Here is a 15,247-nt window from a genome sequence, read left to right as displayed (position 1 = left end):
CGTCACCTGCCGCCGAGGGAAGCGGCCCACGGCGTGTTGAGATAGCTCTGCCGTGGGACGAGGCCGGTCAGGTCGGGGCCGTAGTAGACGTTGACGTACGGTGTCGCGATCGGGATGTTGACCAGGTCCTTCGCCATGACGGCCTGCGCCTTGGCCACCTCGCGTGCGCGGGCGGCGGGGTCGTCGGTGACCGTCGAGGCGGCGATGGCACCGTCGTAGTCCTTGTCGCCGTATCCGCCGAAATTGTAGAAGTGCCCGGTGGTGAAGAACTGGTAGTACGCGAGCGGCTCGGGGAAGTCCAGGTATCCGGTCGACAGCAGGAGATCGATGCCCGCGCGGGCCTGGGGGGAGGTGAAGACCTCGCCGTACTGCTCGGCGGTGAGGGGTTTCAGCTCGATGGTCATGCCGGTCCGGGTGGCGGTGTCGGCGATCGCGGTGGCGGCCCTGGTGTCCTCCTCGATGGCCGTCGTGTAGGCCAGGACGATCTTCTCCCGCGCCTTGGCGGACTGCCCGACGAGGGCCCTGGCCCGTTCCAGGTCCTGGACCGGTTCGGGCAGCTTGTCGTACTCCTCCTGGTAGACGCCCTTGCCGTACCCCCACGCCTCCGGCGGGACCAGGGCCCGCAACGGCTGCGCCGTTCCCCGGTAGACGGAGCCGATGATCCCCTTGTAGTCGATCAGGGCCTGCAGGGCCTGCCTGGCGGCGGGGTCGGAGAGCGTGCCCTTCTGGTCGAGCACCGACAGGAACGTGGTGGACATACTCGGCCCGTACAGCATGTGGCCCTTGCCCGCCAGCTGGTCCTGGGCGGCGCGCGGGACGCTGAACTGGCCGTCCACGTCACCGTTGGCCAGTGCCGCGGCCTGCGCCGACGGGTCGGTGATGAACGTGAAGCGCAGGTTCTCGACCCTGGGCCTGGCCGAGGTGTTCCACCAGGCGTCGTTGCGCGTCAGGGTGATGTCCTGCCCCTGGGTCCAGGCGCCGAACTTGTAGGGTCCGGTGCACATCACGCCACCCTTGGCGGTGCCGAAGTCCTTGCCGGCGGCTTCGGCGAAGTCCTTCTGCACGACGAAGAAGGCGGGCATGGCGAAGAAGTTCGGGACGACGACGTCCGGCTTCTTCAGCTTGATGGTGATCTCGCCGCGACCGGTGACGTCTATGCCGTCCAGGTTCGCCGCCCAGCCGATCCACGACGAGCCGAGCGCGGGGTCGAGGATGCGCTTGACGCTGTAGACGACGTCCTCGGGGGTGACCGGCTTGCCGTCCCAGAACGTGACGCCCTCGCGCAGGTGGATCACATAGGTGAGCGGGTCCGGGTGGTCGACGGCGGTGGCCAGGGCGGGCTTGGGCTCGTAGTCCGGGCCGAGGGTGAACAGGCCCTCGCACATGTTGGCGACGACGGTGCTGACGGATTCGATGGCGGACTGCGCGGGGTCCGTCGTGGCGGGCTCACCGGCGGGGACGTTCCAGGTGACGGTGTCGACGTCCTTCGTCGGGGCCGGGACGGAGGTCGTGAGGGTCGGGGCAGCCGCCTGCCCGGCGGCGGGGCCGCCGCCGTTCGAGCATGCGGTGAGGGTGCAGGCGCCGGCGAGGACCGCGGTGAACGCGGCCAGGCGGGGACGTGTCATGGGAGGACCCTTCGTGATGCTGGTGCGGGCCGGGGCGAGCTGCGTCGCCGGACGAGAGGACTGATCCCCGGCTGCGGCGAGGCGTGAGGGCTGATCTCCGACCGCGGCGGGCGCGAGGCGGGCGATCTGCCGCGTCTACGCGGTGGGGCGGGCGGACCCGCTGCCCAGGTCTTGCCACTCAGCGTGGTTGCTCACTGATTGATTGTCAATACTGCAAAACAAAAACGAACACGTGATGAGCGGGTTCCTCTTATATACAGGACAGACACCCTGAGGTCCGGGTTATGCTGCGGCAGATTGATTGTCTTCGGTGCAGAACTATTCGACGGAGGAGAGCAGGTGGGGAGACCGAGCCTCGCCGGGCAGCGGCGGGAGCAGATCCTGAAGGCCGCCGCCCGGTCGGTGGCCAGGTACGGCCTGGCCGGGAGCACGCAGGAGCGGATCGCGGCCGCGGCCGGCATGAGCCGCTCGCACATCCGGCACTATCTGGGCAATCGCGACCAGCTCCTCGACGCCCTGTGGGACCACGTCATCACGCCGTACTTCACCGCGATGCACTCCGCACTGGCGGACCGCGTGCCGGAGGCGCGGCTGCGCGCGCTCGTGGACTTCCTCTTCGGGCCGCAGATGGCGCGCAACGAGGACGACCTCGTCATCGAGGCGTTCATCAGCGGGGCGATGCACGACGTACGGCTCCGCGGCCGGATCTACGACAGCTACAGCCGGCTGGAGCGCGAGATCGCCGGGACGATCCGCACCGCGATCCCCGACTGCGACTCGGCGGAGAGCCTGCGGCTCGCCTACGCCCTCATCTGCATGGCCTTCGGCCACTCCACGTTGGCGCCGCTGCCGTTTCCCGTGTCGCGCCACGCGGGCGTGAAGACCCTCGCGACGCAGCTGCTCGCCGCGTTCCGGACGGACCGCGCCGGGCCACCTCCGCAGGACCGGGCCGGGAGCGCTCCGGCGTCCCCGCCTACGGAACCCCGGTCAGGAGGCGGACGAGGCGCTCGATGAGTGGAGCCGCCCGCTCGCCGTCCCAGCGTTCGGGATCTTCCAGGCTGGACACGTAGAAGCCGCGGAGCACCAGGTGCAGGACGTCCGCGGTGAACGCGGCGTCGGCCGCCCCCGCATCGCGGGCGGCGGCGGCCAGCAGGTCGCGGCTGTGCCGTGCGTCCTCCCTGAGGACCTGGAGCGCCTCCGACTCCGGTCCCGCGCGACCGAGGATCTCCATGAAGAGCCTGCGCAACACCTGATCGTTGCCGGTGGTCGAGCACGCCCAGCGTGTCATGGCGGACAGGCGCCGCTCCCGGTCGGCGACCTCCTCGACGGACTGCTCCGCCTCCTTGGCCCAGGACCGGATCGCGTGCTCCACGGCGTTGCGCAGCAGGGCTTCGCGGGTGGGCAGGTAGTTGGTCACGAGCGTCGTGGAGCCACCGATCCGTCTGGCCACGGCTCTTATGGTCACCCCGTCGATGCCGTCGGCCGCCACGATCTCCAGGGTGGCGTCGGCGATGGTCGCGAGGCGCTGGTTGATGTCAATCTCCACCGGCATGACGGCAGGGTAACGAGAGAAGAAGGGAGATACAACACCGTTGTACATCAGCGTTGCATGACGTACTCTCCTCGGCATCACCGATGCGACCACGCCTCCGGGCATCGGCACCCGGCGCAGGTCACCGCTCTGCGGCCCGAAGAGCGCATCACCCGTCACCGCCTAGGAGCAGGCATGGAACTGTGGCAGTTGTCCGCGACGCGGCTCGCGGCGGGGATCCGCACCCGGGAGATCTCCGCGGTCGACGTCGTGACGTCCTGCCTGAGCAGGATCGACAGCGTCAACCCCGCACTGAACGCCCTCGTCGACGTCCGCCCCGACGAGGCCCTGGCGGACGCGCGCCGGGCCGATGCGGCGGTGGCCGCCGGGGAGATCCTCGGCCCGCTGCACGGGGTGCCGGTCTCGACGAAGATCAACACGCCGCAGGAGGGCCGCCTGCTGAGCCACGGGCTCGCGTCCCTGGCCGGCGCGACGTCCGCCGGGGACGAGGCGTGCGTCAGCGCTCTGCGCGGCGCGGGTGCGATCTTCCTCGGCCGGAGCAACGCCCCCGCGTTCTCGGTGCGCTGGTTCTCCAGCAACGACGCGCACGGCAGGACCCTCAACCCGTGGAGCGCGGACCACACGCCGGGCGGCTCCAGCGGCGGCGCGGCCAGTTCTCTCGCCGCCGGGATGACGCCGCTGGCGCAGGGCAACGACATCGGCGGGTCGATCCGCTTCCCCGCGGCGTGTTGCGGCGTGGTCGGCATCCGCCCGACGGTCGGCCTGGTGTCCAACTGGACGGCGCCCGAGGACACCTCGATCGAGGGCCCCCTCACCTTCCAGGCCTGGGCGGTGCAGGGTCCGCTGGGCAGGACCGTGGCCGACGCCCGCCTGGCCCTGCGGGCGATGGCGGGTGCCGATCTGCGTGACCCGTTCGGCGTCCCCGCGCTGCCCGGGAGCCCGCCGCAGACGGGACCGGTCCGCGTCGGGATCGTCCGTGACGTGGGCATCGCCGAACCGCACCCGTCCGTCGATGACGCGCTGGACACCGCGGCCCGGTGGCTGGCCGACGCCGGTTACGAGGTGGAGGAGCTGGAGCTGCCGCTGCTCGCCGAGGCGGCGCGCCTGTGGTCCCTGCTGCTGTTCGAGGACATGCGGCCCGGACTGCCCGGCATGCTGCACATGGGCGACGAGGGAATGCGCGTCCACCTCGGCTACGCCTATGAGTACGCCGCGGAACTGTGGGGCGGGAAACCCGACCTCGCGACGTACATCCAGGGCTGGGCCCGCCGGGCGACGCTCATCACCCGGCTCCAGGAGCTGCTGGGCCGGGACAGGATCCTGCTCACCCCGGTCTCGGCCGAACCGCCCTTCGAGCAGGACGCCGACATCGACGACCCGGTGCGCGGACGCGCTCTGGTCGCCGCGCAGTGGCCGATGACCTCGCTGCCGGTTCTGGGCTTCCCCGGGGTCTCCGTACCGACCGGGCTGGCCGACGGGCTCCCGATCGGCGTCCAGCTCATCGGCGGGCGGTTCGCGGAGGACGTCATCCTCGACGCCGCCCAGGCGATCGAGGACCGGGCGCCCCGGCTCACCCCCGTCGCCCCCCGCTGACCGGGACGGCGCCTGACCGGAACCGCGGCGCCGGTCGTCCGGGCGGCCCGGCTCACCCCCGTCGTCCTCCGCATTTCCGGAAGGACCGAATATTCAGGTGTGAAGTGTCATGGCATGGGGCTACTCTCATGCGGTGACCAAGCTCAACCAGATCCTCGCCGTCGAGAAGGGCGTCAAGTCCGACGTCCAGCGCAAGGTGACCGACGCCTATCACACGATCCAGAAGACGCCGCTGCTGTCCGGCATCTCCCGGTCCTACCAGCCGATCGACGACGAGGGCGAGCAGCTTCCGCCCGAGTCGACCAAGGTCCAGGTCCAGGCGGAGGGCGTTCTCAAGGACGTCGGCGTGACCCTGACGCGGCTGTTCGACGTCACCGCGACGAAGGACTGGGCGAACTGCGAGGCCAGGGCCGATGTCACGGTCGACGGCACCGTCCTGCTGGCCGATGTGCCGGTGACGTACCTGTTGTTCCTGGAGAAGCAGCTGGCGGACCTGCGTACGCTCATCGCCAAGCTGCCGACGCTCGACCCGTCCGAGACATGGACGTTGGACGAGAACACCGACACCTGGCGGACGGAGCCGGTCAAGACCACCCGCACCAAGAAGGTCCCCCGCAACCATGTCCTGTCCGAGGCGACCGACAAGCACCCGGCGCAGGTGCAGGTCTACAACGAGGACGTGGTCGTCGGCTACTGGACGAAGGTGTCGTTCTCCGGTGCGCTTCCGCAGCGCCGGGTCAACGAGCTCCTGACCAGGGTGCAGAAGCTCCAGGACGCGGTGAAGTACGCCCGTGAGGAGGCCAACGGCATCGAGGTCACCGACCGGCGGATCGGTGAGACCGTGTTCCGCTACCTGCTCGGGTAGCCCCATGAACCCCCATCCCGGAGCGGATGGGTGCGCGAGGAGCGCAAGCTGAAACTGAACGTCAGCCTGAACGACGGTGACAGTGGAGGTTCGACCCCTCCCCCGGGCACAAGCGGGCCCGGGTAGCCCAACTGGTAGAGGCAGCCGATCAAACTCAGACTCTCGCTCCAGAATCAGCATTGCCGTCGAGCGCCAGATCGACCGAGGTGGACTGTGATCGTCGAGATGCCGGTTCGAGTCCGGCCCGGTGCTCTGATCGTGCACCGGTAGTTCAATGGCAGAGCGCGACATCGTTACGACTGATCCACACTCTTGAACGCCGCTGGCGCCAGGATATGGCGGCCTCGACAGACCCCCGGGGACATGGACAGGTGCCCGGGGGTCGCTCCTTTTCCGAAGGAACCCCGCCGTCCGGTGCCGGACGCCGTGCCCGCGGCGATCCGGGCCTCGGACAGTCGCGTCCCTCGGACAGTCGCGTCCCTCGGGCGGTTCCGCCCCTCCGCCGGTTCACCCCTCCGCCGGTTCACCCCTCCGCCGGTTCGTCCCTCCGCCGGTTCGTCCCTCCGGCGCCTCACCGTGGTTCACCGGTGAGGACGACGGCGCGGTGCCCAAGAGGTGCCGGTCGCCTACTCGAAGGGGGACGGGTCGCCGGCGCCGCGGCGAACGATCTCGGGCTCGCCCTGTGAGAGGTCGACGACCGTCGTCGGGACGGCGCCGCATTCGCCGGAGTCGATGACGGCGTCCACCACGTGGTCGAGCCTCTCCTTGATCTCCCAGCCCTGCGTCAGGGGCTCGGTCTCATCGGGCAGCAGCAGGGTGCTCGACAGCAGCGGTTCGCCGAGCTCGGCCAGCAGCGCCTGCGTGACGACGTGGTCGGGGATCCGCACGCCGACCGTCTTCTTCCTCGGGTGCTGCAACCGCCGCGGCACTTCCTTGGTCGCGGCCAGGATGAACGTGTAACCGCCGGGGGTCGCCGCCTTGACCGAGCGGAACAGCGCATTGCTCACCTGAACGAACTGGCCGAACTGGGCGAAGTCCCGGCAGACCAGGGTGAAGTGGTGGTCACTGCCGAGGCTGCGGATCTCCCTGATCCGGTCGATGCCCTCCTTGTTGCCCAGCCGGCACCCCAGCGCGTAACACGAGTCCGTCGGATACGCGATCAACCCGTCCGCGTGCAGGAGCTCGACCACCTGGCTGATCAGCCGGGGCTGCGGATTGTCCGGATGCACATCGAAGTACTTCGCCACACCTCAGAGCTTAGAAGCGGACGCTCTACCGCATGACACGCGCACTCCGGACGGGTACGGAACCGACGGCGGCCGGCCCGACGCGCTCAACCGCTGGGAGCATCCGCAGCCGCTGACCAAGTACGCCATGTACGCCCAGCACGAGCAGGTGCACGTCACCGACCCGGCCGGGCAGTGGGATCTCAGGCGTGGAGGGTGAGAGGTGCGGGCATTCCGTCGGTGAACAGTCGTGCGTCGATCTGGTCCAGGGCGACGCGCAGAGCACCGAGGGCGACGCTGTCCGCGCCGAGATCGGATGCCCTGATCTCGGGGACGCGCAGGCAGAGGCGGCGTAGCTCCTGTTCGAGGGGGTCGATGAGGAGGTCGGCGGAGCGGGAGTAGCCGCCGCCGAGGATGACGACCTGCGGGTCGAGGGTCAGCACGAGGGCCGCGGCCCCGACGGCGAGGTCCTTGACATAGCGGCGGAGCGCCGTCCTGGCGGCGCGGTCACCCTCACGGGCGCGTTCGAAGACCCAGGCGGCCTTGTCGTTGGGATGAACGTCCCCGGGCATCCCGGGGCAGTTCTCGATGTGGGAGGGGGCGGAGATCCAACGGACCGCTTTGAGCGCGCCGATCTCGCCGGCCGCTCCTCCGTAGCCGCGCCGCAGGGTGCCGTCAAGGATGAGACCGGCACCGGTTCGCATGCCCGCCAGCAGGTAGACGATGTCGTCGGCGTCCTGTGCGGCGCCTTGCCAGCGTTCGGCGACGGCGGCGAGTTTGCAGTCGTTCTCGACCAGGATCGGGCAGGTGAACCGGGTTGCGAGGTGCTCGGTGGGAGAAACGCTCGCCCAGCCCGGCAGCGGGGTGAACAGCGTGGTGCGGCCGGTGGCGTCGACGGGGCCGGTCACCCCGACCGTCACCGCCCAGATCTGGTCGGGCCGCATCCCGGCGGCGGTCAGGCACTGGGAGATGGCGGTGTCGACGGCCTCGAGTCGCGCGGCCGGGTCCGCGTCCGGCTCGACCGGCAGCCGGTGGCTGTGCAGAACCTGTCCCTCGAGGTCGGCGAGCAGGACGAGTATCTTGTGGCCGCCGACGTCGACGCCGAGCACGTGCCCGGCGTCGGCGTTGAAACGGTAGCGGCGGGCCGGACGGCCGACGCTGCTGCCATCGGGTTCGACGACCTTCACCCATCCGTCGCTGACCAGCCCGCGGACCACGACGTCGGTTCCGGGCCGGGACAGGCCGGTGCGGGTGGCGAGTTCGGTGACGGTGGCGGGTGGCTGACCCCGCATCGCCCGGACGATGCTGAGCGAGTTGAGTTCGCGGAGCTTGCTGACATCGGCTCCGGCCCCGTCGGTCACCACTACCCCCAATTATGCTTTGTTAAAGCGAAATTCTAGCGGTCCCTCATGAGATCGGATACTGCTGCCCCGGGTTCAGCGCGGCGGTGAAGTCGACGGCGCGGCCGTCGATGGCGAAACTGTATCTGCCTTCCTGGACGATCTCGGGCTGCTCGGTGAGATAGGTGACCATGCGCTGGAGTTCGTCCGGGCCGAGCCAGGACGGCGGGTCGGAGACGGCCTTGAATCCGCAGATCGCGGCGAGGTCATGCAACCAGCTCATCTGGGTTTCGGTGAGCAGGTTGAGGCGGCTGCGGAAGTAGACGATGTCAGGGTCGACCTGGGCGAGACGGGCCTGCCACAGCCGGTGCAACGTGTTCACGACCGCGTTGTAGGCCATCGCGTCCGAGGGGTCGTCGGTGGCGTAGTTGGTCCACAGCGGGGCGACGTCGGGGCCGCTGCGCAGCCCGTCGACGAGTCCGAGCGAGGGCAGCAGCAGACCGCCGCTGCCGAGCAGGTAGACCTCCGGGCCGGCGACGCGCCGGATCAGGGCGAGCGCGTCCCGGTATGCCTGTTCGCGGGGTGCCCCGGAGTGCCGGACGCCGGGGACGGCACCGGCGTTGATGAAGTCGAGCTTGAGGTAGGTGAAGCCCCATTCGTGGACCACGCGGTGGATCAGCCGGGTGAGGTGTTCCTGGACACCGGGGTGGGTGAGGTCCAGGGCCCAGTAACCGGTGCCCCAGTTGTGGCCGGCGACGACCGGTTCTCCGTCGGCGTCGCGCAGCAGGAACTCGGGATGTTCGCGTGCCGTCGCCGAGGTGGGCAGCACGATGAACGGTGCGAGCCACAGTCCCGGGCTCATCCCGGCGGTGGTGATCCGTTCCGTCAGGGCCCGCATGCCGGAGGGGAACTTGTCGTTGGGCTGCCAGTCTCCGACGGTCCGCTGCCAGCCGTCGTCGATCTGGACGACGTCGAACGGCAGACCGGCCAGCTCGGCGATGTCCTTGTTCAGCAGCTGTTCGGTGATGCCTTCGTAGTAGGCGTACCACGTGCACCACACGTTGCCGGCACGCCGGTCGCTGCTGCCCAGCCGCTCGGCCAGCTGCTCGGCGTAGTGAGCGAAGACCTCCTGCTCGGGGCCGTAGGCGATGAACCAGGGAGCTCCGTCGTCCTCGCACCAGCCGACGAGGGTGTCGTGGTCGGCTGCCAGGCGCGGGGTTCCGAGCCCGAGCGATCCCAGCAGCAGCACCCGGCCGTCGGCCCCCTGCAGTGCGGCCACGGCCGAGGAGTGGTGGCGGGCCGGATCGTCCCAGACGGTGTCGTCGGCGGTGAGGCGCCGCTGGGGGTTGGCGATCCGCAGGGGGGCCTCACTGAGGCGCCGCCATCCGCACGGGCTCCAGGAGTTCTGGCCGTGGCGGTAGAACAGGGCGTCGGCGAGACCGTGCAGGATCGCGACCCGGCCCGGCGGCAGGATCAGGCCGCCGTCGACGGGCTCAGGGGGCTCGGAACCGGTGAGTTCGACCGCGAAGTCGCGGCCGGCCAGGTCGACGAGCAGGGGCATGGTTCTCCTTCGAGCAGCAGTGACCGTCCGGCGGGGTTGCCGGCGGGGGTTCCCGCCGAACGGGACAGAAAATGGAACGGTCAGCCGAATAGGGCGTTGACCTGCTGATTGGCCTTCTTCAACGCCCCAGCGGGGTCGGACTGGCCGAGAATGACCGACTGCAGGGCGTCCTGCACGATCTGGCTGATCTCGGTGCCGTGTTCGGTGATCGGCAGCAGGAACGTGCCACCGGGGGTCTTGGTGTAGTCGACGTAGACCTGCACGTCACGGCCCTTGGCCTTGTGGGCGGCCAGCGCCTTCTCGGCCGAGGTCTTGATCGCGGGGAACACGACAGCGTTGCCGCCGACCACGTCCTGGCAGGCGGCCGACCCGAGGTACTTCACCCACTTCCAGGCGGCGTCCTTGTGCTCGGTGCCCGCCCAGATCGCGTCCGACAGGCCGTTGATGGCGCTCTTGCGGACCCCGACCGGGCCGACGGGCAGTGGTGCGAGCGCGAACTTCTGCTTGGCGTCGGCCCCCAGGTAGGTGTTGATGGTCCAGGAGCCCGCGATCGTCAGCGCGGCCTTGCCCGAGTTCATCACCGCGTCGATGCCGAGCGTCGACTGCTTGTCGAACCTGGGTGCGTACCCCTTGTCGGTCAGCGCCTTGTACCAGCCGATGGTCTCGATCAGTTTGGGGTCGTCGTACTTGTACCGGGTGCCCCACGGGTTCTTGTCCAGGTAGGTGAAGCCGTTGGCGGCGGCCAGTTCGCCCCACCCGTTCTGGCCCTGGGAGCCGTCGTTCCACTCCGGCTGGTATCCGTAGACCGCGACGTTGTCCTTGTCGAAGGCCGGGTCCAGGCCGTTGCGGCCCTTGTCGTCGACGGTGAGCTTGGCGATGGTCTGCTCGAAGGTGCCGCCGTCGGTGGGGTTCCAGGTGAGGTCGGCCAGGTCGGTGGCCTTGATGCCGGCCTTGTCGAGCATCTCGCTGTTGTAGACGATCGCTTCGGTGTCCCAGTCCTTGGGCAACCCGTACCGGCGGCCGTCCTTGGTCCACAGGTCCGCCAGCCCTTCCTGGTACTGGCTCAGATCGACCTTGTCGGCGTCGACGTACGGCTGGATGTCGAGGATCTGCTGGCTGGACACGAACTGCGGGTAGTAGGACACCTGGTTGGTCCACACGTCGGGGGCGTCACCGGCGGCCAGCTGGGTGGTCAGGTTCTGCCAGTACTGTGCCCACGCCGTCTGGGTGATCTTGATGGTGATGTTCGGGTTCGCGGCGTGGAAGGCGTCGGCGCAAGCCTGGTAGGAGGCCTGCTGCTTGTCGTCCCACAGCCAGTAGTCGAGCGTGACCTGGCCGTTCGCCGGGGCGTCGCTTCCGGAGCCGCCGCACGCGGTCAGCGCCGTACCGGCCAGCAGCCCGCACACCAGCACTGTGCCGACCCGCTTCCTGTTGATCATCGAGATGCCTCTTCCTGGGGGGTGGGGCCGAGGGCCGGAAACTTCCCTCTTGCCTTGTTCGCTCTCTCGAATAATGATGTGGCTCATCGAAAATTTGTCAAGGTTGGCTCATAAATGCCTTGGCGAACGTCATGTGGAGGCTTCGATGGTCCACTCTCTGGTCAACCGGCCTGCCCGGATGGCGGTCGTCGCCGTCCTGACCGCGGTCGCGGCGGCGCTGCCCGCCCCAAGCTCGACTGCGGCCACACAGCCGGACTGGCGGGCCCTGGCGGCGGCGGAGGCTCCGGACGCCAATCCGCTGGAGGGCTTCATCCCCTACGCGGGCGCCTATACGACGTTCCCGCACTCGATGGAGTGGTTCTACCTGCCGCTGAACGCGGTGATGACCGGTCCCCACCGGCTCGACTGGCGGCCCCTGGAAGAGCAGCTGAACGCGATCGCCGCCCGAGGCCACCAGGCGGCGTTCCGCTTCTATCTCGACTATCCGGGCAAGCCCAGCGGCATCCCCAAATTCCTCCTCGATCAGGGCCTGCTGACCCGCCCGTACGACGACTTCGGCAACAACGGGCAGAGCGTGTCGCCCGACTACGACGACCCGAACCTGACCACCGCGCTCGACCGGTTCATCGCCGCGCTCGGCCGCCGCTACGACGGAGACCCCCGTGTGGGGTTCGTCCAGCTCGGCCTGCTGGGCTTCTGGGGCGAGTGGCACACCTGGCCGCACAACGGGGACCCCGGCACGGAGAACTGGTTCGCGTCCCAGGCCCAGCAGCTCAGGGTCCTGAACGCCTACGACGAGGCCTTCGACGAGACCAGGCTCATGGTCCGCTACCCCGGCGCCGACAACAAGTCGCTCGACATGGGGTACCACGACGACTCCTTCGCCTACTCCACCCTGCCGGGGCCCGGCTGGCACTTCATGGACCTGATGCGGCAGGCCGGGACCACCGACAAGTGGAAGAGCGCCACGGTCGCCGGCGAGCTGCGGCCCGAACTTCAGGGCTGCATCTTCAACACGCCGATGGACTGCACCGGCGACGGGGACAAGGACTTCGCCGCAAGCGTCGCCCAGACCCACGCCTCCTGGCTGCTCAACCACTACGCCTTCAGCCCCGGCTACACTGGCGCCGCCTACGACAAGGCCCTGGCCGGCGCGAAGTCACTGGGCTACCGGCTGCGGGTCACCGCGGTGAAGACCGGTCACCGGCGCCACAGCCTCAACCTCGCCCTCCGGATCCGGAACGACGGCGTCGCCCCGTTCTCCTACGACTGGCCCCTTCAGGTGGCCGCCATCGGCCGCGACGGCCGGATCGCCAGGACCTGGACGACGTCGTGGAAGCTGACCGGCATCATGCCCGGCGTCCCGGCCGAGCTCACCGCCGACCTGCCCGCCGCGGGCCTGCGGAAGGGCGACTACACGCTGGTCCTGCGGGCCGCCAACCCGCTGCCGGGCGGCATGCCGCTGCGCTTCGCCAACGCCGACCAGGACACCACCGTTCCCGGCTGGCTCACACTCGGCCGGACCCGGGTCTTCTGACCTCGGGCCGTCCACCCGTCGGGGGATTCCCTCCCTCCACCGGAGGTCACCACCCCATGAATCCCCTCCTGGCGCGGTTCTCGCCCTGACGGCGCGGTTCCCACCTTCAACCAGGTCGGTGCGAGCTCCACCGGAACCCGTACGCTGGTGATCTCTCCTGTCGGCGGAGGTCCGTACGGTGACGGTCAGGGTCAACGACGAGGCGGCGACCACCGTCGGCTTCCCGGCCACCGCCGACTGGAACACCGTGGGCGTCCGTGCCCTGACCGTCACCCTCGCCGCCGGGAACAACACCGTCACCGTCACCGTCACCAACCCCGGCGGCTGTGCCCCCGACATCAACAAGATCAACATCGCGGCGGACTGAAGCCGTAGACGACCCCGGACCGGTCACCGGTCCGGGGTTCCCGCGTTCTCTCCACCGCGGGCAGGACCTTCACCTCGAAAAGCCCTCGCCGTCACCACCGACGACCGCGACGAGGCGTTGCATGTGGCGGCCAGGACCGGGACACTCCCGCACCCCGGGCACCGCGGGCGTCGTCACTTCATGCCGGAGAAGTTCATGGACTGCACCAGCCGCTTGCCGAGGAAGACGAGCAGCAGGAGCACCGGGAGGATGGACAGAACCGATCCGGCCATGAGCCCGGTCCAGTCCGGCGCCGTGTTCGGGGACTGCTGGAGGAACACGCCCAGGCCGACGGTGAGGACACGGGTACTCTCCCCCTTCCCCACCAGCAACGGCCACAGATAGTCCTTCCAGCTCCACACGATGGTGGTCAGCCCGATGGTGACCAGCGGGCCCCGGCTCATCGGAAGGACGATCCTCCAGAACATCCCCCACCGGCTGATGCCCTCGAGCGTCGCGGCCTCCTCCACGTCTCCGGGGATGGACAGGAAGAACTGCCGCAGGAAGAACACCGCGAACGGCGTCATCAGCAGGCTCGGGAGGACCAGGCCCGTGAAGGTGTTCAGCACCCCCAACTGCTTGACCAGGACGAAGTTCGGCAGCAGCGTGAAGATCGGCGGCACCATCAGCGCGGCGACGATGATTCCGAACGCCAGATTCCTGCCCGGGAACCGCAGCCGGGCGAAGGCGTAGCCCGCCATCGCGCAGCAGAAGGTCTGCACGACGGCGATCAGGCCGCTGTAGATCAGTGAGTTCATCGTGTACAGCAGGAAGTTGATGTGCGCGCCTGACCCGCCCGCGGCTCTGGCCTGTTCGTGGTCGACCAGGCCCAGGATCCGCATGAAATTGATCAAGGTGGGGTTCTGGGGCCACAGCGCGGTCGAGTCGCGGTAGAGGTCGGCCGCGGGGGTGAGGGCCGTACGGACCATCCAGTAGAAGGGGAAGACGGTGAGCACGACCGCGGCGATGAGGGCGAACCAGGCGACGCCTCTGCCGATCTTCATTCCGGAGAACATCCGAAGGCTCCTTAGCCCAGGTCCGAGCGCGACGCGCGCAGCATTCGCATCTGCACGGCCGTCAGCACACCGAGGATGACCACGAGGACCATCGCCACAGCGGCGGCGTATCCCATGTGGAAGTAGCTGAAGGCCTGCTGGTAGATGTAGTAGTAGATGACGCGGGTCTCCGGGATGGGCGCCTTGCCGCCGTACACGACCGCGACCGTGTCGAAGATCTGGAACGAGCCGATCAACGACACCACCAGCACCAGCGCCAGGATCGGCCGCAGGAGCGGCAGAGTGATCGATCGGAACATCCGCGTCTCGCCCGCGCCGTCGATCGCCGCACCCTCGTACAGATGCTGCGGTATCTGCAGCATCCCGGCGTAGAGCAGCAGCGCGGTGTAGCCGGTGTAGGCCCAGCTGTTGACCAGGGCCACCAGGGGCATCGCCCAGGTCGGGGAGTTGAACGACAGGGTCGTGTCGAGGCCGGCCAGGCCGAGGAGGTGGTTGACGAATCCGAGGTCGGGATCCAGCAGCCACGCCCACAACAGGCCGATCGTCACGTTCGGCACCAGCCAGGGGACCAGCAGCGCCGCACGCAGCACGACCGACCGGGTCAGCCGGTGCATCAACGCTGCCAGCCCCAGTGCGACCACCATCTGCGAGACGATGTTCACGACCACGTAGTAGCCCGTGACCTTCAGCGCGTTCCAGAACTGGTCGTCGTCGATCAGCTGTTCGTAGTTGTCGGTGCCCACGTACGACGGATCGTTGAGCAGGCTGTAGTCCGTGAACGAGTACCACACGCCCCGGGCCGTCGGGTAGGCGTAGAAGACCACGAAACCGACGATCACCGGCAGCAGGAACAACCACCCGACCAGCCGGTCGTCTCGTTTCCTCCGCGGGCCGCCTCCGCGGCCGAGGAGCCCCGAACGCTGGTCGGTCCCGGCATCGAGTCGTGTCCCAACCGCGTGCATGCGCACTCCTTCTCGATAGCCACTCACCGGCGCTCCAACGGTCCACCATCGGATAATAATGATGTAGGCTAGCGAAAATTTGTCAATACCTAATCATATGTATCGCCGATCAGCTCAAGGCCGGA

General features: G+C 68.7%; 13 protein-coding genes. 5 read left to right on the top strand and 8 right to left on the bottom strand.

The features are described 5' to 3' along the window. Positions 1-2: 2 nt before the first annotated feature. On the bottom strand, positions 3-1,625 hold the full coding sequence (locus tag F4562_RS24730) for an ABC transporter substrate-binding protein (protein WP_184540909.1): 1,623 nt from the start codon (positions 1,623-1,625) through the stop codon (positions 3-5). Positions 1,626-1,964: 339 nt separating this feature from the next. Between F4562_RS24730 and F4562_RS24725 the strand changes: the two genes are divergently transcribed. After that, entirely contained in the window at positions 1,965-2,639 is a 675-nt protein-coding gene (locus F4562_RS24725) for a TetR/AcrR family transcriptional regulator (protein WP_184540910.1), read from the top strand. Here the strand turns inward: F4562_RS24725 and F4562_RS24720 are convergent. Further along, positions 2,599-3,177 (bottom strand): TetR/AcrR family transcriptional regulator, encoded by a 579-nt coding sequence (locus F4562_RS24720; RefSeq protein WP_184540911.1) that lies wholly within the window; start codon positions 3,175-3,177, stop codon positions 2,599-2,601. The two genes, F4562_RS24725 and F4562_RS24720, sit on opposite strands and share 41 nt — an antisense overlap. Before the next feature lie 174 nt (positions 3,178-3,351). Between F4562_RS24720 and F4562_RS24715 the strand changes: the two genes are divergently transcribed. Together F4562_RS24715 and F4562_RS24710 are read left to right on the top strand one after the other, a co-directional pair. Further along, positions 3,352-4,770: an amidase gene (locus F4562_RS24715; protein ID WP_184540912.1), complete on the top strand. Its 1,419-nt coding sequence runs from the start codon at positions 3,352-3,354 to the stop codon at positions 4,768-4,770. 133 nt (positions 4,771-4,903) lie between these two features. Further along, on the top strand, positions 4,904-5,635 hold the full coding sequence (locus F4562_RS24710) for a DUF7873 family protein (RefSeq protein ID WP_184540913.1): 732 nt from the start codon (positions 4,904-4,906) through the stop codon (positions 5,633-5,635). A 626-nt stretch (positions 5,636-6,261) separates the two neighbouring features. Here F4562_RS24710 and F4562_RS24705 read toward each other — a convergent pair. From F4562_RS24705 to F4562_RS24690, 4 genes are all read right to left on the bottom strand, one after another. Next, on the bottom strand, positions 6,262-6,882 hold the full coding sequence (locus F4562_RS24705) for an L-threonylcarbamoyladenylate synthase (RefSeq protein ID WP_184540914.1): 621 nt from the start codon (positions 6,880-6,882) through the stop codon (positions 6,262-6,264). 182 nt (positions 6,883-7,064) lie between these two features. Then, positions 7,065-8,225, bottom strand: a complete 1,161-nt coding sequence (locus tag F4562_RS24700; RefSeq protein WP_311733972.1) for an ROK family transcriptional regulator — start codon at positions 8,223-8,225, stop codon at positions 7,065-7,067. Between the two features lie 43 nt (positions 8,226-8,268). Continuing rightward, positions 8,269-9,762 carry a glycoside hydrolase family 36 protein gene (locus tag F4562_RS24695; RefSeq protein ID WP_184540915.1) on the bottom strand — a complete coding sequence of 498 codons (1,494 nt, stop codon included), beginning with the start codon at positions 9,760-9,762 and terminating at the stop codon, positions 8,269-8,271. Positions 9,763-9,842: 80 nt separating this feature from the next. After that, entirely contained in the window at positions 9,843-11,201 is a 1,359-nt protein-coding gene (locus tag F4562_RS24690) for an ABC transporter substrate-binding protein (protein ID WP_184540916.1), read from the bottom strand. A gap of 145 nt (positions 11,202-11,346) precedes the next feature. On the opposite strand from F4562_RS24690, the gene F4562_RS24685 reads away from it, so the two are divergent. Further along, entirely contained in the window at positions 11,347-12,738 is a 1,392-nt protein-coding gene (locus tag F4562_RS24685) for a DUF4832 domain-containing protein (RefSeq protein ID WP_184540917.1), read from the top strand. A 178-nt stretch (positions 12,739-12,916) separates the two neighbouring features. Further along, positions 12,917-13,105 (top strand): carbohydrate-binding protein, encoded by a 189-nt coding sequence (locus F4562_RS24680; protein WP_184540918.1) that lies wholly within the window; start codon positions 12,917-12,919, stop codon positions 13,103-13,105. A 173-nt stretch (positions 13,106-13,278) separates the two neighbouring features. On the opposite strand, the gene F4562_RS24675 is transcribed toward F4562_RS24680, so the two are convergent. Then, a complete protein-coding gene (locus F4562_RS24675; protein ID WP_184540919.1) occupies positions 13,279-14,160 on the bottom strand; it encodes a carbohydrate ABC transporter permease in 882 nt (293 codons plus the stop codon). 11 nt (positions 14,161-14,171) lie between these two features. Next, positions 14,172-15,122, bottom strand: coding sequence for a carbohydrate ABC transporter permease (locus F4562_RS24670; RefSeq protein WP_184540920.1), 951 nt, complete (start codon positions 15,120-15,122; stop codon positions 14,172-14,174). Between the last annotated feature and the right edge of the window lie 125 nt (positions 15,123-15,247).

Origin of the sequence: Streptosporangium becharense, from assembly GCF_014204985.1 — a bacterium.
Taxonomy (GTDB): Bacteria; Actinomycetota; Actinomycetes; order Streptosporangiales; family Streptosporangiaceae; genus Streptosporangium; species Streptosporangium becharense.
This window is presented reverse-complemented; position numbering and strand designations above follow the sequence as displayed.

Bases quoted from the DNA above. Each gene is read 5' to 3' on its own strand.
- F4562_RS24720 (WP_184540911.1), bottom strand. From the start codon at position 3,177: ATGCCGGTGGAGATTGACATCAACCAGCGCCTCGCGACCATCGCCGAC.
- F4562_RS24715 (WP_184540912.1), top strand. From the start codon at position 3,352: ATGGAACTGTGGCAGTTGTCCGCGACGCGGCTCGCGGCGGGGATCCGC.
- F4562_RS24685 (WP_184540917.1), top strand. From the start codon at position 11,347: ATGGTCCACTCTCTGGTCAACCGGCCTGCCCGGATGGCGGTCGTCGCC.
- F4562_RS24730 (WP_184540909.1), bottom strand. From the start codon at position 1,625: ATGACACGTCCCCGCCTGGCCGCGTTCACCGCGGTCCTCGCCGGCGCC.
- F4562_RS24690 (WP_184540916.1), bottom strand. From the start codon at position 11,201: ATGATCAACAGGAAGCGGGTCGGCACAGTGCTGGTGTGCGGGCTGCTG.
- F4562_RS24695 (WP_184540915.1), bottom strand. From the start codon at position 9,762: ATGCCCCTGCTCGTCGACCTGGCCGGCCGCGACTTCGCGGTCGAACTC.
- F4562_RS24670 (WP_184540920.1), bottom strand. From the start codon at position 15,122: ATGCACGCGGTTGGGACACGACTCGATGCCGGGACCGACCAGCGTTCG.
- F4562_RS24675 (WP_184540919.1), bottom strand. From the start codon at position 14,160: ATGTTCTCCGGAATGAAGATCGGCAGAGGCGTCGCCTGGTTCGCCCTC.